The sequence below is a fragment of the Colwellia sp. SU-HH01217 genome (assembly GCF_057543495.1).
In genome coordinates this window covers 13,128-33,553 of the sequence record NZ_BAAJLX010000017.1, presented here as the reverse complement: position 1 = coordinate 33,553, position 20,426 = coordinate 13,128, and the positions used below count along the sequence as shown (strand labels likewise).

Genomic DNA, 20,426 nt, shown 5'->3' with positions numbered 1-20,426 from the left:
AGGCTATAATTTACGCAAAATAGCATTAAACCACTGCTCATTCTGACGTTCGGGTCGAACATCGCCAGTAATCCAGGTGGAATCAATCACCAAACCTGTATTTGCAATAAATACTTTTAAACGCGCTTCATCTGCATTAGTGAAGTTACGCCCATTTCTTCTTGTGTCATTACTGCCGAGCTTAAAAGAACAATAAAAAACACCCTCTTTTTTTAGTTGTGCTGATAGGTTAACGAACGACATTTTTATTTCACTGCTTGGTACATGAAGTAATGAAGCACAAGCCCAAATTGCATCAAATAAGAAATATGGTTTTTCATTTTGAAAAGTTTCAAAGGTAGATACCGTTACATCAATTCCAGTATACTCTCTTGCTTTTAAAACAAGCGCTTCACTGGCATCAAAGGCCGTAACCTGAAAACCGTGTTTGAGGAAAAAGTAAGTATCACGACCAGATCCACACCCCGCATCAAGTATATGCCCACAGTTTTTAAGTAATGGTAAAAACTTTTGATAAATATATGACATATCTGCATTTACAGTATCGTTAAAGAAACCATCAGCGTTTTCATTATAAAAATTACAAGTCATTAAAATATCTGCTTATTTTGAAACAGTTTACATAGGTTTATAAGATAGTTTTCTATTATCAAGCAACCATTAAATTAAATAAATGATTAATTACTTCAAATTTCTACTACAAAATATTCACCTTATCGTCTTTACTATTTGAAAACCTCAAAAGCTAAACAAGTAATTGAGGTTCAATCAAGCTACTAGCTTACGTCTTTTTTATCGAAGCCGAGCGCCATAAATAAAACAATGTGGGCAGCACAAGCAACGTTAAAATAACCGCACTTAACATGCCGCCAACCATAGGTGCAGCAATTCTGCTCATTACTTCTGAGCCTGTGCCTGTGCCGTATAAAATAGGTAGTAAGCCAACAATCACCGTTCCTGCTGTCATCATTACCGGGCGAACTCGCATTCCGGCACCATGCAGAACCGCCTGAATTAGATCGGCTTTGGTGGTAGGCGTATTTTTTACTTGATGCTCACTTAGCATGGCTTGGTAAGACTGGTTTAAATACACCAGCATAATGACACCAATTTCTACGGCAACGCCTGCTAAAGCGATAAATCCTACGCCAACGGCTATCGAGAAATTAAAGCCTTGAAGATACATTAACCAAACACTGCCCACCATGGCTAACGGTAAGGTGCCCATGATCATTGCTACTTCAATTACATTTCTAAAATTAAAATAAAGCAAAACAATGATGATAAATAAGGTTAACGGTACAACATAAGCCAATTTCGCTTTTGCGCGTTGCATATATTCGTACTGGCCAGCCCATGTAATAGAGTAACCAGCGGGCAGCTGTAAATTGTCTGCCACAACTTTTTGTGCAGCAACAACATAACTGCCAACATCAACACCGTCAATATCGACAAATGCCCAACCATTCAAGCGCGCATTTTCAGATTTAATACCCGAAGGACCATCTTCTACGATAATATTAGCGACATCACCCAAGGATATTCGCTGGCCGTTGGGCGTTACTACAGGTAGTAACGATAATTGCTCAGGAGAATCTCGATAGTCTTGTGGATAGCGCAAGCTCACAGGATAGCGCTCTAATCCTTCAACAGTTTGAGTAACATTCATACCGCCAATAGCTGTAGCTACTACTTGTTGAATTTCAGCGATATTTAATCCATATCGAGCGGCTTTGGCTCGTTGAATATCAACTTTAATATACCGACCTCCTGCTACACGCTCTGAATACACTGATGCAGTACCGGGGACATCTTTTAAAATGCTTTCAAGTTGTTTACCAATATCTTGTATAACCGAAAGCTTAGGTCCAGCAACTTTTATTCCTACAGGCGTTTTTATCCCAGTCGCTAACATGTCTATTCGGGTTTTAATTGGCATTACCCAAGCGTTAGTTACCCCAGGTAATTTTACTAACGCGTCTAACTCTTTTTTCAAACTTTCTGTGGTTACGCCTTCACGCCATTGGTCGTGTGGTTTTAATTGAATAAAGGTTTCGATCATGGTGAGCGGCGCAGGATCGGTAGCTGTTTCTGCACGACCTACTTTACCGAACACCGTAGCGACTTCAGGAACGCTTTTAATCAGTTTGTCTGTTTGCTGTAGCAATTGCCGAGCTTGACCAATGGAGATACCTGGGTAAGTGGTTGGCATATACATTAAGTCGCCTTCATCAAGCGGCGGAATAAATTCGCTGCCAATTTTATCCAACGGATAAATACCAATCGCCAAAACAGCTAAGGCTGCTATTAAGGTTATTCTAGGAAAACGTAAGGCGATTTTTAATGATGGTAAATACACAAAAGTTAATAGCCTATTAACGGGATTTTTATGCTCGGGTAATACTTTGCCTCGAATGAAAAAACCCATTAAGACAGGCACTAGAGTTATCGCCAATGCCGCCGAAGCCGCCATTGCATAAGTTTTGGTAAAAGCTAATGGCGCAAACATACGTCCTTCTTGAGCTTCTAAGGTAAATACAGGGATAAAGCTGACAGTAATAATTAATAAACTAAAAAATAATGCGGGCCCTACTTCACTGGCAGATTCTGCAACTATTTGCCAACGATTTTCTTTAGTGAGTGGCGTTTTTTCCATATGTTTGTGCATGTTTTCGATCATGACAATCGCGCCATCAATCATGGCACCGATGGCAATAGCGATACCACCTAGCGACATAATATTCGCGTTCAAACCTTGCATATGCATAATAATAAAGGCGGTTAAAATTCCTACAGGTAAGCTAATAATGGCAACTAAAGAAGACCGCACATGGAATAAGAAAACAATACATACTAGAGCGACCACTGCTAATTCTTCTAATAGCTTATCTGTTAGGTTATCCACCGCTCGTTCAATCAAAGTAGATCGATCGTAAACAGGTACTATTTCAACGCCTGCGGGTAGCCCTTTTTTAAGCTGATCGAGCTTGGCTTTTACGCTTTTTATTACCTGCTGTGCATTTTCGCCAAAGCGCATAACGACTATGCCACCTACCGTTTCACCTTCACCATTGAGCTCTGCGATACCGCGCCTCATTTGTGGACCTGTACCAATATCGGCAACATCTTTTAATAACAATGGCGTACCGTTTTCATTCACACCCAAGGGAATATTTTCTAGATCTTCAACGCTTTTAATGTAACCGGTAGCCCTGACCATATATTCAGCTTCGGCCATTTCAACAACTGACGCGCCAATTTCCTGATTACTCTGTTTAATTGCTGTTTGAATAAGGGATAGCGGAAGGCCAAAGGCGCGTAATTTATCGGGATCAATTCGCACTTGATATTGCTTAACCATACCGCCAAGTGCAGACACCTCTGAGACGCCCGGCACCGTTTGTAATTCATATTTTAAAAACCAATCTTGTAAACTGCGTAATTGGCTTAAGTCGTGCTGTCCTGTTGGATCGGTTAGCGCATACAAATAAACCCAACCCACACCTGTAGCATCTGGGCCTAGCTGAGGTTTGGCATCGTTAGGTAAGTTCGGCGCAACTTGGCTTAAATACTCAAGCACTCTTGAACGTGCCCAGTAAAGATCGGTGTCTTCGTCAAAAATAACGTAAACATACGAGTCACCAAAAAATGAATAGCCCCGCACAGTTACCGCTCCCGGCACAGACAACATTGCGGTGGTAATAGGATAGGTAACCTGATCTTCAACCACTTGTGGTGCTTGCCCTGGATAACTTGTTTTGATAATTACTTGCACATCAGACAAATCTGGCAGTGCATCAATAGGTGTTTTACTTACTGAATAAAGCCCTGCGCTAACCAGTAACAATGTCGCCAGCAGTACAAAAAAACGATTACTGACAGACCAACGAATAATAGCGGTGATCATTATTATTCTCCTTTAGGCGAAGGCATTGCCATTGCACTAACAATGATAAAATTGCCTTCTCTAATTTCAAAGGTGAACATGACATAAGCATTCGGTGAGAATAAGGTCATATCAACCCTATCTTCAACAATAAAATCAACTCTGTCGGCTTCTCGTCCCCATTTTTCAATCGCTTCTCGGTCGATGGTCACCATTCGGTGATTAGCCATTGCTGATACAACTGTGCCGTTTACTGTGGCTGAAGAAACAGTGTTGGTCGTTGTATGATCATGATGGTTTGCACCACCCATGTTCATTTCGGCGTTGTCATTTTCATCAGCCTCATAATGCATACGTTTAAAATCGGATGATTTACTTGATTCAGAGTCCAGTAAAAACTGTGCCGAACTAACAACGGCTTCTCCTGCACTAAGCCCTTTAAGTATTTCAACATGTTCGCTGTCATAGCGCCCAACAGACACTTCAACCGACTTGAAACTTCCTTCGCCAAGTGCCAAAACGACTCGGTCTTGATTACCTGTTCTGATCAATGCTTCTTTTGGAATAAGCAATGCTTGATCATCGCCTGTGGTATGAATAGCAATTTGCGCAAACATATTCGGTTTAAAATCACCTTCGTCATTTTTAAAACGTAGTCTAACTTTAACCGTACGTGTTTTAGCATCGAGCGTAGGATAGATATAATTGACCTGACCTTGCCAAGTTTTTCCGGGTAAGTAATCTAATGTCATCGTTACTGGAGTCCCTGATTTAACTTGGCCTGCTTGTCTTTCAAACACTTCAGCTTCTACCCACACTTCTGATAAATCGCCAATCGACATTAAAGTTGACCCGGGTTTTACAAAAAAGCCTTCGCGTATTTTAAGATTTTCAACAACCCCATTTTGCGGTGCATAAAAAGTAATTTTTTGCTGTACTTTTCTGTTCTTTTTAAGCTGAGCAATCGCTGAGTGCGGTAACTGTAATGCCGATAATCGGTTTTCTGCCGCAGTAATTAATCGGTTGTTTTTTCGATCTAACGCTAATAATAATTCTTCTTGGGCATTAACTAGCTCAGGTGAGTATATATCGTACAAGGCTTGACCTTTTTTTACCGGGTCGCCAATCGCTTTTACATATAACTTTTCAATCCAACCTTGCACCCTAGGATGAATATGAACCAGTAAGTCCTCATTGTAAGTTACATACCCTACCGTGCTAATTTGGGTGTGCAATGCTTGATATTTTGCTTTTGTAACGCGTACGCCTAAGTTATTAACTACATCTGGAGAAATACGAATTGTGCCGGGACCTTCATCAGGACCTTTGCCGTCGTCGCCATATACCGGCACTAAATCCATGCCCATGGGAGATTTTCCAGGTTTGTCGCGCCTATAGTTGGCATCCATGGGGGCAACCCAATACATCGGCTGCTTTTCTTCTTTGTCACTATCAATAATTTGTTCGCTTGTCGATGGTGCTAATAAATCAATCGCGCCGAATGTGATAATTGCACCAAGGCTAATGCCAACAAAGAATAGTGAAACTGGCGACTTCATGAAATTATGACTCATTATTTTTCTCCAAAACTAGCAAAGTTATTCCCGAGAGACGCTAAATTTAGCTGATTGTTTTCTGTAGTATTTTCAATAGTGCCAATAAATAGATAGTTCAGTTCGAGTCGTATTTTTTGTTCGTCAACATTCAAATTTAACTCGTCAATTTCGGCATTTAAAACGGCAATGCGTGCACGTACCACTTCTGAAAAATCACCATCATCATTGGTATAAGCAGTTAATGAGGCTTCTGCTTGATCGTGAATTTGTGGCAATAATTTTAATCGATATAACTTTTGTCTTTCTTTGAGACGCAGCAATCGACCTTTCGCGCTTGAGTAGTTACCAAGTAATTGTTTAAGTAATAAGAGCTTTTCTGTTTTTACCGCTTCTGTTTGGTGTATCGCAGATTGCACTTCGTTATCTTGTCGTTTTTCGGTAAATAGTGGCAAATCAAAGGTTACGCCAACAGAGAGTAAGTCCGCTCGACTTCTCCCCATAGGATCGTCAGCACGATAACCATAACTTGCATTAACGCCCCACTCAGGCTGATACTTTTGTTTAGCCAGTGCAATACCCGTTTTGGTGGCACTCACTTTCTTTTCAATGGCAAGAACAGCAGGATGTGTTGAAAAGTATTGCACTAATGCAGCTTGTGAGAGCCAACGGCCCTTAGTCATCACCGCTTGATTGATTAACACTATTTGCGGCAATTCAGCATTCAAAAAAACATTGGTTGGCCTGTCATTATTTTCAGAAAAACTGTATTGAGAAAACTCGCTGTTAAAGTATGCCTCTTCTTCTGAGCGACTTAACTCAGAGGGTTGTTCAATATCCAGTTGAGTTAACCACTGTGCAAGCATGCCTTGGTATCGATGTTTTTGCTGTTCATATTGACTGAGTCTATCCTCTAAGCGTGTTAATTCTAATTGAGCACGAACAATGTCTTGTTGGCGTGTTTTACCTATTGCTGACGAATAACTTGCTTCAGAAACATCAACTAGCTGTTCAAAAAGAGAACGGTTCTTCTCAATTAGCGCAATACTTTGCTGCACACGATAAGCCTCTAACCACAAACTACCCACTGTAACCGCGACTTTTGATTCTCTATCTTTTCTTTGAAAAGGATATGCTTGGCTTTGTATTTTTAGTTGTCGCCCCTTAATTTCTACTGTATCTCCCCGAGGAAACATTTGTGAAATACCGACTTTGGCTTGAGTCATGTTTTCTTGGGAAAAATCAAAACCGTCGGTTGGTAAATTGGCTAAGCCAATTGATACTTTGGGATCGGGCAATGTACTTACGGCATTGCTCATTGCTTCTATCGCACGCTGTTTATTTACATTACCAGTTAACCAAGGGTCGTTAATTTGCGCTGTCTTAATCGCTTTATTGAAAGACAAAGGCTTTGAATTATGAGTGATTGGTGTGTTTTCTGCTTTAACAGAAAAAATTGCACACGCTACAATCGCGGCACTGTACTTCATACAGTTTCTACCGCGCTGGATGAATTTGTTCATTAAAATTGTTCCTATAAAGTTGAAGCTTATAATCAACTTCTATTTCCACCCTTTTAAAATGAGGCTAGAAAATAATTGTAAGATATTCCTTCAGGCTATCTTTGGTGAATAAACAATATTGTTAAGTTTCGAGATCAAAAAGTCGCAGTCAAAGTGTTATTTGGCCTAAACGAACCAAATTTTAGACACACTTAGGCTGTATTTAACTCGATATAGGTGGACGGTATAATGATTTAGATTGTTGACTTAATGCCAAACTAGAGGAGAAAAGTATTTTCGCGGATAAATCTATCGTGGGTTGATGGCTAATAATATTTTTAAGTAGCGCAGCAACATTTGAACAACTGCCAGTGTAACAATCACAGGCCGAAGCGCAGCAATCTTGTGTAGACTGTTCAGTAGTTTCACTGTTCATTTTATGATGACTGTGATCCATCATTGCCATATTTTGAGCTTGCGCTTGCTCGTTCATTTCCATCATACTTATCATTTGATAAGGCATAACAACAGACGCCATAGCCTGACCAATAAAGGCCATGCATATTAGCGATATCATTAATGCTTTAGAGAAATTAGTAGCCACAGGCAACCTAAAATATTTAATACTGAGTTTAAATGGTGGCATAAGCTAGTGTGTTTTTCAATGATAAAGGGCTTTACTTTCGTGAGAGCGCATTGGTTTTAACCATATAAAGTGCACTCGTACCTTCTATATTTTCAGCACTTTAGGGCGATATAACGCCCCTAAAACGCCACCAAATAAATGCCGATACATCGCCCCGATTTCTGCTTTATTTATTTCTCCGTTTAGGATCAACATTTCAAGCCTTTCTTCTGGCTCTTTAACAATATAACCAGAAGAAGTGAAACCGTTTTTTTCATAAAAAGCTTTTCGTTTTACTCTTTGTGGGTAGTTTTTTTGTTGTTCGTCGAGCTCTTCAATATTTAACACTATTCTTTTATCAGTATACAGTTCTCTTATTGCGCTGATTACTTTGCTGCCGTAGCCTTGCGAACGACTAGGCTTTGATATAGCAAAAAAATGCACGAATATAAGATCTTTATACTCTGTAACATAAAGTAAGCCAATCCAGACATTGTTATCGTAAAGCACACTAAAGCCAGGCTTTCCTTTTCTCATCATAAAACGAAGTAGCCATGACGGAACACGGCGTACAGTGGTGAAGGCTTCTTTATAAAGTTCGATAACATTGGAAAAGTTATTGTCTTCTCGGGATAACGGAGTGAATTTTATGCTCATGTATAATACTCTCTAGCCTCTCGATATAAGTTAAAGTAAATTGATCATAACGTAATTAGAAAGTGCGATACTACAAAACATGTTGTTAAATCTTACATACATTATAAATAAGCTACACTTATGAGCACTATTCTGTGTTTTGGTGATTCAAATACTTGGGGCACTATGCCACAAACGCCTGCACACCCCAATGGTCGTTACGATAGTCATCAACGTTGGCCAATGCTATTACAAAAAGCGTTGGGCAGTAGTTATCATATTATTGAAGAAGGACAACCTAGCCGAACCGTTGTACATAATGCGCCATTTGATATTAACAAAAGCGGCCTGCGCAGCTTGCATCAAGCTTTAGTGCAATATTCGCCAGCGTTAGTATTGATTTTGCTAGGCACTAACGATTTAAAAGCAAAGTTTCAATTAACCGCCCAAGATATTGGCAATGGTATTGAAAAACTCATCAAGCAAACCCTCGAATTTACTTTACCTGCCAACCATAGCACCACAAAAGTATTGCTGTTATCACCCCCTTTCATTAAGGAAGTGGGGCTATATGCGAACATCTATTTAGGCGGAGCTAAAAAATCTCAACAATTACCTGATATTTATCAGCAGTGTGCACGTCAATTATCTTGTGATTACTTTGATGTAAGTGCTATTGTTCAATCAAGCCAAGAAGATGGCATCCATTGGCACCTTAAGCAACATCAATTACTCGCTAATGCCTTATTGCCTAAAGTAAAATCAATATTAAGCGACAAGTAAAATAACTCGTAAAGGAAAGCAGATGTTAAATAAAATTAAATGGTTTTTCATTATTGTCATCACCCTACTCGTACTCATTTTCATCTTAAGATTCGTTTTTAAAGATGAAGTCGGTAATGTCAGTTTAGGCATGTTTACCACCAACGACATAAAACTGAATATGATGGTCGATCCCATTATTACCGGAGTAACTTGCCATGTCGCCAGTATTGAGGCCGACTTAAGTTTTTCAGACCCTTCCGATTCTGCGATATCTTGTCGACAAACGGGAGAAATAACCCCTGACATGCTGAGTAAAATTGATAAGTCGAAATCAGGAGAAGTGGTATTTAAAAAATCTAAAAGTATATTTTTCAAAAATATGAAAATACGTAGAATTTTTGACGCTGAGAATCAAACACTTATGTATATTTCTTATTCTACCAAAGAAACTTCCGGCAGTTATAAACACAGCTTGTCTACCGTACCGCTTTGGGGTTCAAAAGCTTACCAAAACAGATCTGTACCAGTTAGCACTCATTAAAAGGAATACAATCTCATGTTATTAAAACCAATAGGTTTAGCCGTTACTTTATTCAGCTTGCTCTTACCAAGCTTGTATTTATCGGCAGAAAATATTGATAACCAAACCTCAACATCGTTACCAGCTCAACAAGGAGAATTAATTTGGGCTGATTTATACAGTGCTGATATAAGTTCGTCGATCGATTTTTATACTAAAACCTTTAACTGGACTGTAAAAAAGTTAGGAAAGCCGTCTAGTGCTTACCATATTTTTTATCAAAACGACCAAGCTGTCGCAGGATTACTAGAGCGCTCAGCTAAACGGAATAAAACCGACAAAGCCGTTTGGATTGGTAGTATTTATACCCAAAATGTTGAAAAAGTGGTTAATGATGCACAAAAGAAAGGCGCAACCATTATTTTAAAACCACATGAGTTTGATTTATTTGGTACACGCGCAGTAATGGCAGATCCACAAGGTGGTATTGTCGCCATGCTTGATGTTGAAAGCAAAAATAAACCACGTAAAAAGCAAAGTGCTAATCATTGGAGTTGGGCGCAACTGTTCAGTGTAAATACCCAAGAGGCTGCTAATTTTTACGCTAAAGCCTTTGACTATACCATTGAAGATATTACAGGTAGAGAACATGCCTATTATTTATCTACGCAAGGCCAAGTACAGGCAAGCGTTATAAAAATGCCGAGCGACTTTCCACAACGCGACCGCTGGGTTAACTTTTTTGAAGTGGTAGGTGTTGAAGGGCATGTTGCTAAAGCCGTTAAAAATGGCGCTCAAGTAATATATGCCTCTACAGAACAACAGCTTGCCATTATTGCCGATCCTAATGGTGCTTTTATTGGCTTAACCGAACAACCAGATGCGTTAGCTTTGGAGAATAAATAATGAGATTAGTTAAAATATTTTTAAGCGCGTTGTGTATTCTTGTTACCGGTTTAATTACCACCTCTTGCGCTAATTCTCATGTCAGTGGCTCTGTTAGTTATTCTATGGGTGTTGGTTATGGCTACCCAATGTATTATGGCGCAAGGCCATATTACCGAAGTAATGTTGTGGTGGTAAGACCGCCTCACCAACGCCCAAGACCTGTGCGCAGAAGATAGTTATTCTGATTAAATAAAACTCGCTTCTACACCTTTAAAAATGGCTAATTAATTATCAATTATTAGCCATTTTTTGTAATTACTGTTGTAGCACCTCATTGTTATTGACCATTTTTTGATACCAAAACGAAGCCGCTAAAATAAACACACCAATGCCCATAAACAACACCACCTTTTGCCACAGCAAAGCGTTTGCTGCATCGATTAACGCCAGCTTAATAATGCCTAACAAAATTAATGCGAAGCTATATTTAACAGTGGTCAATCGCTTGTCTTTAAGAAATAAAATTAGCGCTCCATGTACAGCTAATGCCGGAGCAATGAGTAAGTCTAAGCGATAATAAGTTAATGACATGAATAATAATGTATAAGTAATTGCACCAAAGCTGTGTAGTAATAGATCACTGTTAGCGCCTATTTTTTTCGCTAAAATGCCTTGCTTAAATCGCTGATCTTTTTGGTAAATAGCGGCCAATAAAATTAAACACGGCATAACAGCATAATTGGCACTCTCAAGCGTCATTAACCAACCCACGACTAACAAGCTCAAATTAGTTATCGTAATAAAAAGCTCATTGTTTTTAAAGTGACGTGATAGCTCAATGGTATTAAATAATATAGCCCAATATAAAGTCATCAAGCCTACTATTATAAAAATACTATTCGCTTCTACGCCAATATAAATAGGTAGTGCAAACCCTGTTGCAATTAACCCCCAACTACAAACAAACGTGTAAATACTGTTTGTTCCTATTATTTTATCTTGAAAGTAAGCGACTAGGTATAACGCTAAAAAGCCCACTATTGCACTTATTGCAATAGCTAAACTGAGCTGACTAATGACACCAATAAAGCACAAACTTGCTAAAACTGTCAGTAGCTTTGCTTCTTTACGTAACAATGGATGCTGTTTTTTTTGTGCTAAAAAGAGTGCTATCGCAGGTGATAACCAAAGAATCATTAAAGCGTTTTCATCAAATCGACGAATAACAGAAGATAGCCAAAATATCGGCAGTAGCATATAAAAGGCTATTCTTACGTACTCGGCAATATATTTAACCGACGAATCGGGTTGATATCGCCGGTAAAATTGTGACCACAACCAAAGCTGTATAAATGCAGAAGCTATTGCTATTTTTGCATAAGAAGGCAACATCATAAATCGAAAACTTCCCACTGATTCTGCGCCCAAATACACATAAAATAACGGTACACTAATCAGTAATGCAGCAAGTATTTCAATACTTACTTGCTGACAGTATCTTGCTCTAAATAGTAACGCGAATTGCCAAAGTATAATGACTGCACCTGTCCAACTGCCAAGCCAAATGGTGGCACTAGCAATTAAAAGTATTGATAACCATAGACACTCTATTAATTGTAATAGTGGTTTAATTTTATTTATTGTTAACTTATCAAATGCTTGTGTTGTATTTATCAGTCTTTGCCACAAAGCAATAACCCCGACAACCACTAAAGATAATAACCAACCATCAACAGACTTGAGTGCCGGTAACGGAAAATAAAGCATCAGTGCCGACCAAGAATAAAGCACAGCGATACCCGTTAATACTTGTCCTTGATATATAACCGAAGGGATAAGATAAGTACGACCAATATACAGTAAAAGCAAGCCTTCAACGGCCCATGCAATCCCCCAGTAAGCACTGCTTATCGCACTAACAATAGCTAATACTGTCCATATCGCTGTTAGCAACACTACAATGTAAGTAAACTGATGTTTAACCTTATAAAAAAGTACACTAGCAACGCCAGCAAGTACCGCATTAAAGACAAAACTAGTACTCATTTGTCCTGAAAATAAGTCACTGGCCTGAAAAAACAGTAAAACAGTGGAACCAATAACAGCGCTTAACAATAGTAATGTATTCTTATTATCCTCTCGCTCATTAAACAGGGTAAAAACAAGGTAGACAAAAAACAGTAAATAAAACAGATCGACTATCCAAGCAGAAATAGCAACGCCATTAATATTGATGACCCATTCAATGGCAATTATCACGAAAGCTAAACAAATACTCGCTAACCATTGCCCAAGGTGACGATAAGCTAATATCAATGTACTTATGCTAACAAATGCCAACGATAACAAGTAAGACAATGCGTCGATACTGACAGTATTCGACAATATAGGCATGGTAGCAATGCCAACAATACCGAGAGCAGCCACCACCTTAGTATCTAACTTTAATGCTAGCGCATGGCACATTAATGAAATAAATAAATAGCCAAACAACACCGCACTATTAGGGATTAGGCCATAAATACTTCCTGTGAAATACACCGTACTGTAAGCCAATAAAATGCCTAAGGTAACTATCGCTGTAGCAAACTCACTAAAGCGAGTTTTTATTTTCAGGGTAATTCCTCCACCAATAACCAATATTGCAGCAACGGTCATTAATAACGATTTAGCCCCTGCTGCCATTTGATCAATAAGCAACTGCATTAAATAGCCAAAACCAGCCAGAGTTAACGCAATTCCGATAATCGTCAACGTAAAAATCCCTAGCATCCCTCGTTCTTTGTACGATTGATAAATTTTGGTCACTGGTGAAAACCAGTCAAATAGTGAAGATAAAATCGATTGAATTAATATGAAAATAAAAGATGATTTTACTTGTTGAATTGTTTTATTGCGTGCTGTTAATGCCGAGTGCTGAGGGGTTGTAATAGACGGTTCTGTTGTTAAATTGGCATGTTGTGCTTTTTCATTAGGTGCCGTTTTATCAGCAGTATTGGTCAAATCAAGATCATGTAAAGCAATGTATTCACTGCTAGGATCAACGTCGCAATTAGCTTGATGTTGCGCAGTTATTTCATCAGAAGAAGTTAATGCTGTTAAACGCTCTTCAACCTCTCTAACACGCTCACTAAACTGCAACTTAACAAGTGCAAGTTCGGATTTTAGTGCGTTAATTTCTTTATTCATTCTGCTGTCCTAACGAGCAAAAACCAAGCGCATGCGTGAGTTACTGCTTTTAAATACAATCCCTGATAATGTTTTGAATTACAGCACAATATAACTACCTGTTCAATCTAATAAAAAGTATCTCATTCGATACACAGTATTTATCAAGCCTCAATGTTATCACTTGGCTGATATCCAATTATTTATTCATAATAACCATTTTAAACTACCATTAGCATTTAAATGGAAACAATATTTATCCATTTACCTAATTAATCATCAATAACGTTTCTATTAAACTGAACTTCTCGTTACAAGGAGCCCTCAATGAAAAATACACAAAGTAATTACGGATGGCTAACGATTATCCTACATTGGTTAGCTGCTGTCTTAATATTAGGGCTGTTCAGTTTAGGTTATTGGATGGTGGAATTGGGGTATTACGATCCTTGGTACAAACAAGGACCGGAGCTTCATAAAAGTTTTGGTTTTATTTTATTTGCGCTTATGGTCGTTAGATTATGGTGGAAATTAAAACAAACGCAGCCGCTGCCACTTAATAGCCATACCAAGTTTGAACGCACAGCAAGTGCAATAACACATAAGGCTTTATATTTTTTAGTTTTCCTAATTATTTTTAGCGGTTATTTAATATCTACCGCAGACGGTCGAGCAATTGAAGTATTTCAATTATTCAATATTGCCAGTATGGGAGAGCTATTTACTAACCAAGAAGACACTGCCGGACTTATTCATCAATATGGCGCGTATACACTAATAGCATTGGTCATCGTTCATGCATTAGCGGCAATTAAACATCATGTTATTGATAAAGATTCAACCCTAATAAGAATGTTAGGTAAACATAAATAAACCAAGCTAACCACTATAAGGAACACGTACATTATGAAATTTAACAAGTCATTACTAGCAACAGCATTTGCTGCAACTCTATTAACACCATTTGCTAATGCAGCAGACTATATAGTTGATCACAAAGGTGCACATGCTTCAATAAATTTTAAAATTAAACACTTAGGCTATAGTTGGTTAACAGGCCGATTTGATAACTTTTCGGGTAATTTTAACTACGATGCTAAAGATATAGCTGCCTCTAAAATATCGATTAAAATTGATACTGGGAGTATTAACTCAAACCACGGAGAGCGCGATAAGCATTTACGCAGTGGTGACTTTCTTGATGTGAGCAAGTTTACTGAAGCAACATTTGTTAGCTCTTCAATAAATGATTTAGGTAACGATAAGCTTGAAGTAAAAGGATTATTTACATTTCATGGTGTAAGTAAGGAAATCGTCATTGACGCTACAAAAATAGGAGAAGGTAGTGATCCATGGGGCGGATATCGCGCTGGTTTTAGTGGTACAACTAAAATAGGTTTAAAAGAATTTGGTATTAAAACAGATTTAGGTCCAGCATCAACTCATGTTGAATTAGAACTACATATTGAAGGTGTTAGACAATAACCACATAAGGCGGAAATAGCTTGTTAATTTTCCGCCTCTTTTCAATTATCTGTATTACTGTTTATCGCAGACATATAACCGAATGACACAAGCCGAAACCATTAGTGCTGTTCCTGCCTGTAAGAGCGTTATCGCTTCATAATTAAACACATGAAACAATCCCATTAATCGAGCCCCACCTGCTAGTGCGCATAAAACAAAGCCCAAAATGGCAAATATTGCACCTAGTTTTACCACTAAACTTTTCATGGTATTACCTTTTTCTCTTTTATATGACTCAATAACATTAAAGCTTAGTACAGACTGAATAATTTACATGTTAATTCTTGGTAAAAATCAGTACAATGCTGCAAAAATAGTCACATTGAGTGGTGACTATAGAGAGAAACTTACAAGGTGTAAAAATATGAAAGGCTGGTTTGCTAAACTTATTGTCGTGCTAAGTATACTTTTAATTGGTGTATATAGCTTAATTTGGATCTTCACTCCTACAGCAACTCGCTTCTACTCCAGTGAATTACTCAAATTAACTTTAAATCAAAACCACCTTGTTTTATCTGACGCTTCTTCGATTAGATACAACCCTTTTTTATCACATTTAACAATTTCTGACTTAACGTTAACCAAAGAAACTCCTTCAGGTGAAGCGGTTTTATCTATTGAAGAGCTCAGTTTAAAAGTCAGTTTATATAAGCTTATTATTGATGAGTTTGAAATAACCGAGTTTGAAATTGACGGATTATTTTTAAATATTGATATTAACGGTGATCAAATAGAAGTTGCTGGCATACCGCTTAGTAATGAAGCGTCTACTTCACAAGAGATTCAAAACTCTCAAGAATTACAAGATGAAGCCTCTGCACTAATAGTAAAAATGGCACAATTTCACCTGTACGATGCAAAAATCAACATCAACCTTGATGGTGTAAAGCATAATGTTGAAGTCTCTTCTTTGGGCATTGAGCGTGTTCATGCTTCACAAAAAGATCAACGTGTTGGAGTAATTGCTGATGCAACCGTTGACGGCGCACCGTTAACAATGAGTTTAACCGCACAGTTATTTGACGGTGAAGGCACTATTACCTCTTATGTTACGTTATCTGAGCTAGAACTATCACATTTTGATGCATTTTTACCTGAAACTATCAGCTCGCTAGACGGCCAAGTAAGCTTTAAAAGTGAACAAACTGTCACTATCGCTAATGAATCTACTACGGTAAATATGAGACAAGTTGAATTTAAAGTTGAGCAATTAGACCTTAATCAAGAAGATATTCACGTTAAATTTGACAAACATATTGTGACCAGTGATGACATTCAAGTTAGCTTGTCGAAAAATAACGCTCCGGTAATCATAGCTAAAACAGCCATGCAAATGGACGATTTTTCAATGAATTACCTAAATGAAGAGCAAGTTCTAGCCCAATTTAAAAAGTTAGCAATTGCCGATATGGTGTTTAATGCTGAAAACCATCAACACACCTTAAACGTTGACAACATCGATATATTTAATGCGCTATTTAGTGATAACACCAGTGATAGCACATTACCTTTAATGCAATTTAATCAATTTGCTATTAACAAGCTCAATGCCTCTGATCACGGTTTAGCCATTGAAAAGGCAACATTAGCAGGCTTTTCTGTCGATGCTCAACTTGATGAAAACAAAGCCTTAAAAAACTTAATTGCCTTACCTCAAACGGAACAAAATCAAGCCGAATTACCTCCTATCGTCAATGATGAGCCAACACAAACTCCTGCACCTACACCTGATGAGGTTGCCGAGTATGCTATAAATATTGGCGAATTTAGTTTTAGTGATCATGGTCATATTAACTTTACTGATCATAGCGTTTTACCTATTTATGAGCGCCATTTAGCGATTACTAAATTCGTTGTTGGCCCTATTGATAACCAAGAACTTGAAACTAAAACTGAATTTGAAATTGCAGGGGAAAGTGAAGATTACATCAATTTTGATTTTTCAGGTTACAGCCAACCTTTTTCATCGGTACCGGTTCATCATATTGAAGGTGCTTTTAAAGAAATTAGCTTACCGGCTGTTTCAACTTACATGAAAGAAGCACTGCAATATGTTTTTGATTCTGGACAGCTCGACTTAACAATTAATACCACAGTGACGGGTGAAGAAATTGACGGAAACGTGGCTATATTAATGCGTGGTTTAGAGTTAACAGCAGCCGAAGACGATGAAATTAATACCCTTAATGATCATAGCGCCATCCCCTTTTCAGTTGCTTTAGGTATGTTAAAAGATCGCGATGGTAATGTTGAATTAGATATTCCATTGTCAGGGAGTACTAACGATCCATCATTTGGCTTTAGCGGATTTGTTACCTTGCTTATTAAGCGAGCAACGATGAGCGCTGCTCAAGACTACTTACTCACCACATTTGTTCCTTATGCTAATGTGGTGAGTGTTGCCATGACAGCAGGAGACTTTTTACTGAAAATCCGCTTTAACGATTTAGAATTTCCTGCCACGCAAACAGCGCTTCAACCTAGTCACAAAGGGTTTATCTCAGAGTTTACAGCGTTATTAGAAGATAAGCCTGATGAGCACATTACTTTATGTGCCATTGGTACCGCCGCAGATATTAATAAGCCTGCAGGAAGTGCCTTAAATAAAGAAGATATTGCTAAGCTTAAGATCATTTCAATGGCGCGCATGAAAGCCTTTAAAACACATATGGTTAATGTTCAAAATTTAGCTTCATCAAGATTATTAATGTGTACACCTCAAGTGGATACAGACTTAGCAGCTAAACCTAGAATTACCTTTACCAATTAAATAATCTTTTAGGACTACACATTTTGTCTAATGCAAATAGCCTTGTTATTCTCGATTTCGAAACAACAGGGCTATCTCCTAATCAAGGGGATCGAGCAATAGAAATTGGCGCTATTCGCCTTGAAAACGGGGTAGTCACCGAACAATTTCAGCAGTTAATGAATCCTGGACGTCGAGTAAGCAATTTTATTGAAAATTATACTGGCATTACCAACAGCATGCTTGAAGATGCAGCACCATGTGCTGAAGTAATGGATAAATTCGTCGATTTTATTGGTAGCGATAACCTTATTGCTCATAACGCCTCATTCGACCAACGATTTTTAGATGCTGAACTGACTCATATCGCCAAACGTTATACTGGGAGCTTTAGTTGCTCGGTATTGTTATCCCGTCGAATTTTTCAGGATGCACCTAGTTACAGCCTTGGAAATTTAAGTCGTTATCTTGGTATCAGAACTGATGGAGGCTTTCACAGAGCCTTATTTGATGCCGAGGTTACTGGTAAACTTTGGTGCTTACTCATTGATGAAATTCAACAGCAAACACAAATAGAAGTTGTACCTTTTACCCTCATTCAAAAAATAGTAAAAACCCCTAAAAAGTTAGTACCTGCATTATTGGCGAGTTATTCAAATTAAATAGATTTGACATTACACTGTTAAGTAACAAATACAGAGTGTAAGTTAACGGCCTCTTCTTACATGTTTATTGTTTGAGTTTCTTTTATTTTTACTGGTGCTCTTATTTCCTAATGCTTTATTTCTCGCTCTTTTTTTATTTTCGCTTTTACGAGCATTTTTCGGTTGTTTAGTTAAATCAGGTTCATAACCTGGCACCCATTGTTGCAATAGCTTGTTGCCTAGCACTTCTTCAACGGCTTCTAAAAGCCACTCTTCCCCTGCGCTCAATAAAGAGACAGCTAAGCCTTTGTTGCCTGCCCGACCTGTACGACCAATTCGGTGAATGTAGTCTTCAGCAATATAGGGTAATTCGTAATTAATGACATATTGTAAGTCAATAATGTCAATGCCTCTTGCTGCTACATCTGTTGCAACTAAAGCGCGTGTTTTACCTTCTTTAAACTCTGCTAATGCTTTATCGCGTGCACCTTGTGATTTATCACCATGTATCGACTGAGTTTTAATACCATCTTTGCACATCTCTTTTGCTAGGGCGTCTGCACCTTGCTTTGTTCGCGTAAAAATAAGGACTTGACGCCAATTTTTTGCACCAATTAAATGTGACGTTAACTCTCGTTTTCGGTCTTCGTCTAAAGTGTACACAATTTGTTCAACTTCTGCGGCAGCTGTATTACGCTCACTTACTTCTATTAATTCAGGGTTATTAAGTAACGTTTTACTTAGCGTAAAAATAGATGCATCAAAGGTTGCTGAAAATAACAAAGTTTGACGGTTCGGCGGCACGCGTTTAAGAATGTTATCAATTTCATCTTTAAAACCCATATCAAGCATTCTGTCAGCTTCGTCAAATACTAAAATTTGTAAAGATTCTAGTGTAATAGAGCCATTAATTAGATGATCTAACAATCGTCCTGGCGTTGCCACTAAAATATCAACGCCTGCTTTTATAGCTTCAATTTGTGGGTTAATGCTAACGCCGCCATAAACCAAGGTTGAATTGATGTCACTATTTTGTGCGTAACTTTCTATGCTTTTATGTACTTGCTGTGCTAATTCTCGTGTAGGAGTTAATACAAGTGCTTTAATCCCTTTACTTGGATTAGGTGCTGTACTAAGTAGTTGTAGAATAGGTAAGGTAAAGGCCGCTGTTTTGCCTGTCCCTGTTTGTGCGCCAGCCATTACGTCTTTTTGCGCTAAAATGGCAGGAATAGCTTGTTGTTGAATAGGTGTCGGGGTTTCGTATCCCTGTTCACTAATTGATTTCAGTAAATTTTTATTTAACGCTAAAGAAGAAAAGTCCATTAAAACACCTAATTACTTACCCTAAAACAGCGGTAACTCTATTGTATCGGCGCATTTTAACAGACTTTTATCGACTTGCTTATTTTTTAAAAGGTAACATTCGCGTTAGCGTATTATCTTTTTGAATATAATGATGAAATAACGCAGCCATTGCATGTAAACCTATCAGATAATATCCTAACTCTCCAATACTTTTATGAAGATCTTCTAGTTCATGGGCTAAATCCTTATCTGTTGCGATAAGTTGAGGCACTTCAAGCCCAAAGAATAAAATGTCTTTGCCTGCAGCACTTACTGTTAGCCACCCTAGAATAGGTAATATAATCATTAACGCATAAAGTGCAATATGCATCCCTTTTGCTAACCATTCCTGTATTGGCGAGAGAGCAGGAGTAATGTTAGGTGTGATTTGAACAAACCTGAATCCTAATCGAATCCATACTAAAATAAAGACTAATAAACCTAACATGAAGTGTAATGCTTTTATTGATTCTCTTGCCTCAGTACCTTTAGGGTACATACTACGTAATTCAATAGATGCAAAAACAGCAATCAATAATATCAACATCAGCCAATGAAAGGCCATCGATAGTTTCCCGTAATGGCTTGCACTATTTTTCCACGTCATAGCTTCCTCACT

General features: G+C 38.1%; 18 protein-coding genes. 8 read left to right on the top strand and 10 right to left on the bottom strand.

All coding sequences use genetic code 11. The features are described 5' to 3' along the window. Window positions 1-3 precede the first annotated feature (3 nt). The 6 genes from AC27G3_RS16405 to AC27G3_RS16380 all read right to left on the bottom strand — a co-directional run bounded on the left by AC27G3_RS16405 (window position 4) and on the right by AC27G3_RS16380 (window position 8,223). Window positions 4-591 carry a class I SAM-dependent methyltransferase gene (locus AC27G3_RS16405; RefSeq protein ID WP_487123418.1) on the bottom strand — a complete coding sequence of 196 codons (588 nt, stop codon included), beginning with the start codon at window positions 589-591 and terminating at the stop codon, window positions 4-6. A 190-nt stretch (window positions 592-781) separates the two neighbouring features. Beyond that, window positions 782-3,907 carry an efflux RND transporter permease subunit gene (locus tag AC27G3_RS16400; protein WP_487123416.1) on the bottom strand — a complete coding sequence of 1,042 codons (3,126 nt, stop codon included), beginning with the start codon at window positions 3,905-3,907 and terminating at the stop codon, window positions 782-784. A 2-nt stretch (window positions 3,908-3,909) separates the two neighbouring features. Further along, complete coding sequence (locus AC27G3_RS16395; RefSeq protein ID WP_487123500.1) at window positions 3,910-5,445, bottom strand: efflux RND transporter periplasmic adaptor subunit; 1,536 nt, start codon at window positions 5,443-5,445, stop codon at window positions 3,910-3,912. Window positions 5,446-5,459: 14 nt separating this feature from the next. Further along, window positions 5,460-6,962 carry a TolC family protein gene (locus AC27G3_RS16390; RefSeq protein ID WP_487123414.1) on the bottom strand — a complete coding sequence of 501 codons (1,503 nt, stop codon included), beginning with the start codon at window positions 6,960-6,962 and terminating at the stop codon, window positions 5,460-5,462. Between the two features lie 202 nt (window positions 6,963-7,164). Continuing rightward, a complete protein-coding gene (locus tag AC27G3_RS16385; RefSeq protein WP_487123412.1) occupies window positions 7,165-7,545 on the bottom strand; it encodes a hypothetical protein in 381 nt (126 codons plus the stop codon). A 126-nt stretch (window positions 7,546-7,671) separates the two neighbouring features. Then, window positions 7,672-8,223, bottom strand: a complete 552-nt coding sequence (locus AC27G3_RS16380) for a GNAT family N-acetyltransferase (RefSeq protein ID WP_487123410.1) — start codon at window positions 8,221-8,223, stop codon at window positions 7,672-7,674. Between the two features lie 120 nt (window positions 8,224-8,343). Here AC27G3_RS16380 and AC27G3_RS16375 point away from each other — a divergent pair, with 120 nt between their 5' ends. Genes AC27G3_RS16375 through AC27G3_RS16360 form a run of 4 tightly spaced genes read left to right on the top strand, consistent with a single transcriptional unit; the run spans window position 8,344 to window position 10,611 of the window. Next, a complete protein-coding gene (locus tag AC27G3_RS16375) occupies window positions 8,344-8,985 on the top strand; it encodes an SGNH/GDSL hydrolase family protein (RefSeq protein ID WP_487123408.1) in 642 nt (213 codons plus the stop codon). Window positions 8,986-9,007: 22 nt separating this feature from the next. Then, entirely contained in the window at window positions 9,008-9,508 is a 501-nt protein-coding gene (locus AC27G3_RS16370; protein WP_487123406.1) for a CreA family protein, read from the top strand. A gap of 15 nt (window positions 9,509-9,523) precedes the next feature. Then, on the top strand, window positions 9,524-10,393 hold the full coding sequence (locus AC27G3_RS16365) for a VOC family protein (RefSeq protein ID WP_487123404.1): 870 nt from the start codon (window positions 9,524-9,526) through the stop codon (window positions 10,391-10,393). After that, on the top strand, window positions 10,393-10,611 hold the full coding sequence (locus AC27G3_RS16360; protein ID WP_487123402.1) for a hypothetical protein: 219 nt from the start codon (window positions 10,393-10,395) through the stop codon (window positions 10,609-10,611). The genes AC27G3_RS16365 and AC27G3_RS16360 overlap by 1 nt, the downstream gene beginning before the upstream one ends. Window positions 10,612-10,690: 79 nt before the next feature. Here AC27G3_RS16360 and AC27G3_RS16355 read toward each other — a convergent pair whose 3' ends face one another. Beyond that, window positions 10,691-13,564 (bottom strand): DUF2339 domain-containing protein, encoded by a 2,874-nt coding sequence (locus AC27G3_RS16355; RefSeq protein WP_487123400.1) that lies wholly within the window; start codon window positions 13,562-13,564, stop codon window positions 10,691-10,693. Window positions 13,565-13,870: 306 nt separating this feature from the next. Between AC27G3_RS16355 and AC27G3_RS16350 the strand changes: the two genes are divergently transcribed. Continuing rightward, the gene (locus AC27G3_RS16350) at window positions 13,871-14,416 is read left to right on the top strand and encodes a cytochrome b (RefSeq protein WP_487123398.1); all 546 of its coding nucleotides are present in this window, start codon (window positions 13,871-13,873) and stop codon (window positions 14,414-14,416) included. A gap of 33 nt (window positions 14,417-14,449) precedes the next feature. Then, a complete protein-coding gene (locus tag AC27G3_RS16345; RefSeq protein WP_487123396.1) occupies window positions 14,450-15,028 on the top strand; it encodes a YceI family protein in 579 nt (192 codons plus the stop codon). A gap of 54 nt (window positions 15,029-15,082) precedes the next feature. Here the strand turns inward: AC27G3_RS16345 and AC27G3_RS16340 are convergent, their stop codons facing one another. Next, a complete protein-coding gene (locus AC27G3_RS16340; RefSeq protein WP_487123394.1) occupies window positions 15,083-15,277 on the bottom strand; it encodes a hypothetical protein in 195 nt (64 codons plus the stop codon). A gap of 157 nt (window positions 15,278-15,434) precedes the next feature. On the opposite strand from AC27G3_RS16340, the gene AC27G3_RS16335 reads away from it, so the two are divergent. Continuing rightward, the gene (locus AC27G3_RS16335) at window positions 15,435-17,840 is read left to right on the top strand and encodes a DUF748 domain-containing protein (protein ID WP_487123392.1); all 2,406 of its coding nucleotides are present in this window, start codon (window positions 15,435-15,437) and stop codon (window positions 17,838-17,840) included. A gap of 20 nt (window positions 17,841-17,860) precedes the next feature. Continuing rightward, on the top strand, window positions 17,861-18,481 hold the full coding sequence (locus AC27G3_RS16330; protein WP_487123498.1) for a 3'-5' exonuclease: 621 nt from the start codon (window positions 17,861-17,863) through the stop codon (window positions 18,479-18,481). 45 nt (window positions 18,482-18,526) lie between these two features. Here AC27G3_RS16330 and AC27G3_RS16325 read toward each other — a convergent pair whose 3' ends face one another. Together AC27G3_RS16325 and AC27G3_RS16320 are read right to left on the bottom strand one after the other, a co-directional pair. Beyond that, window positions 18,527-19,786, bottom strand: a complete 1,260-nt coding sequence (locus AC27G3_RS16325; protein WP_487123390.1) for a DEAD/DEAH box helicase — start codon at window positions 19,784-19,786, stop codon at window positions 18,527-18,529. A gap of 79 nt (window positions 19,787-19,865) precedes the next feature. Then, complete coding sequence (locus tag AC27G3_RS16320; protein ID WP_487123388.1) at window positions 19,866-20,414, bottom strand: cytochrome b; 549 nt, start codon at window positions 20,412-20,414, stop codon at window positions 19,866-19,868. Between the last annotated feature and the right edge of the window lie 12 nt (window positions 20,415-20,426).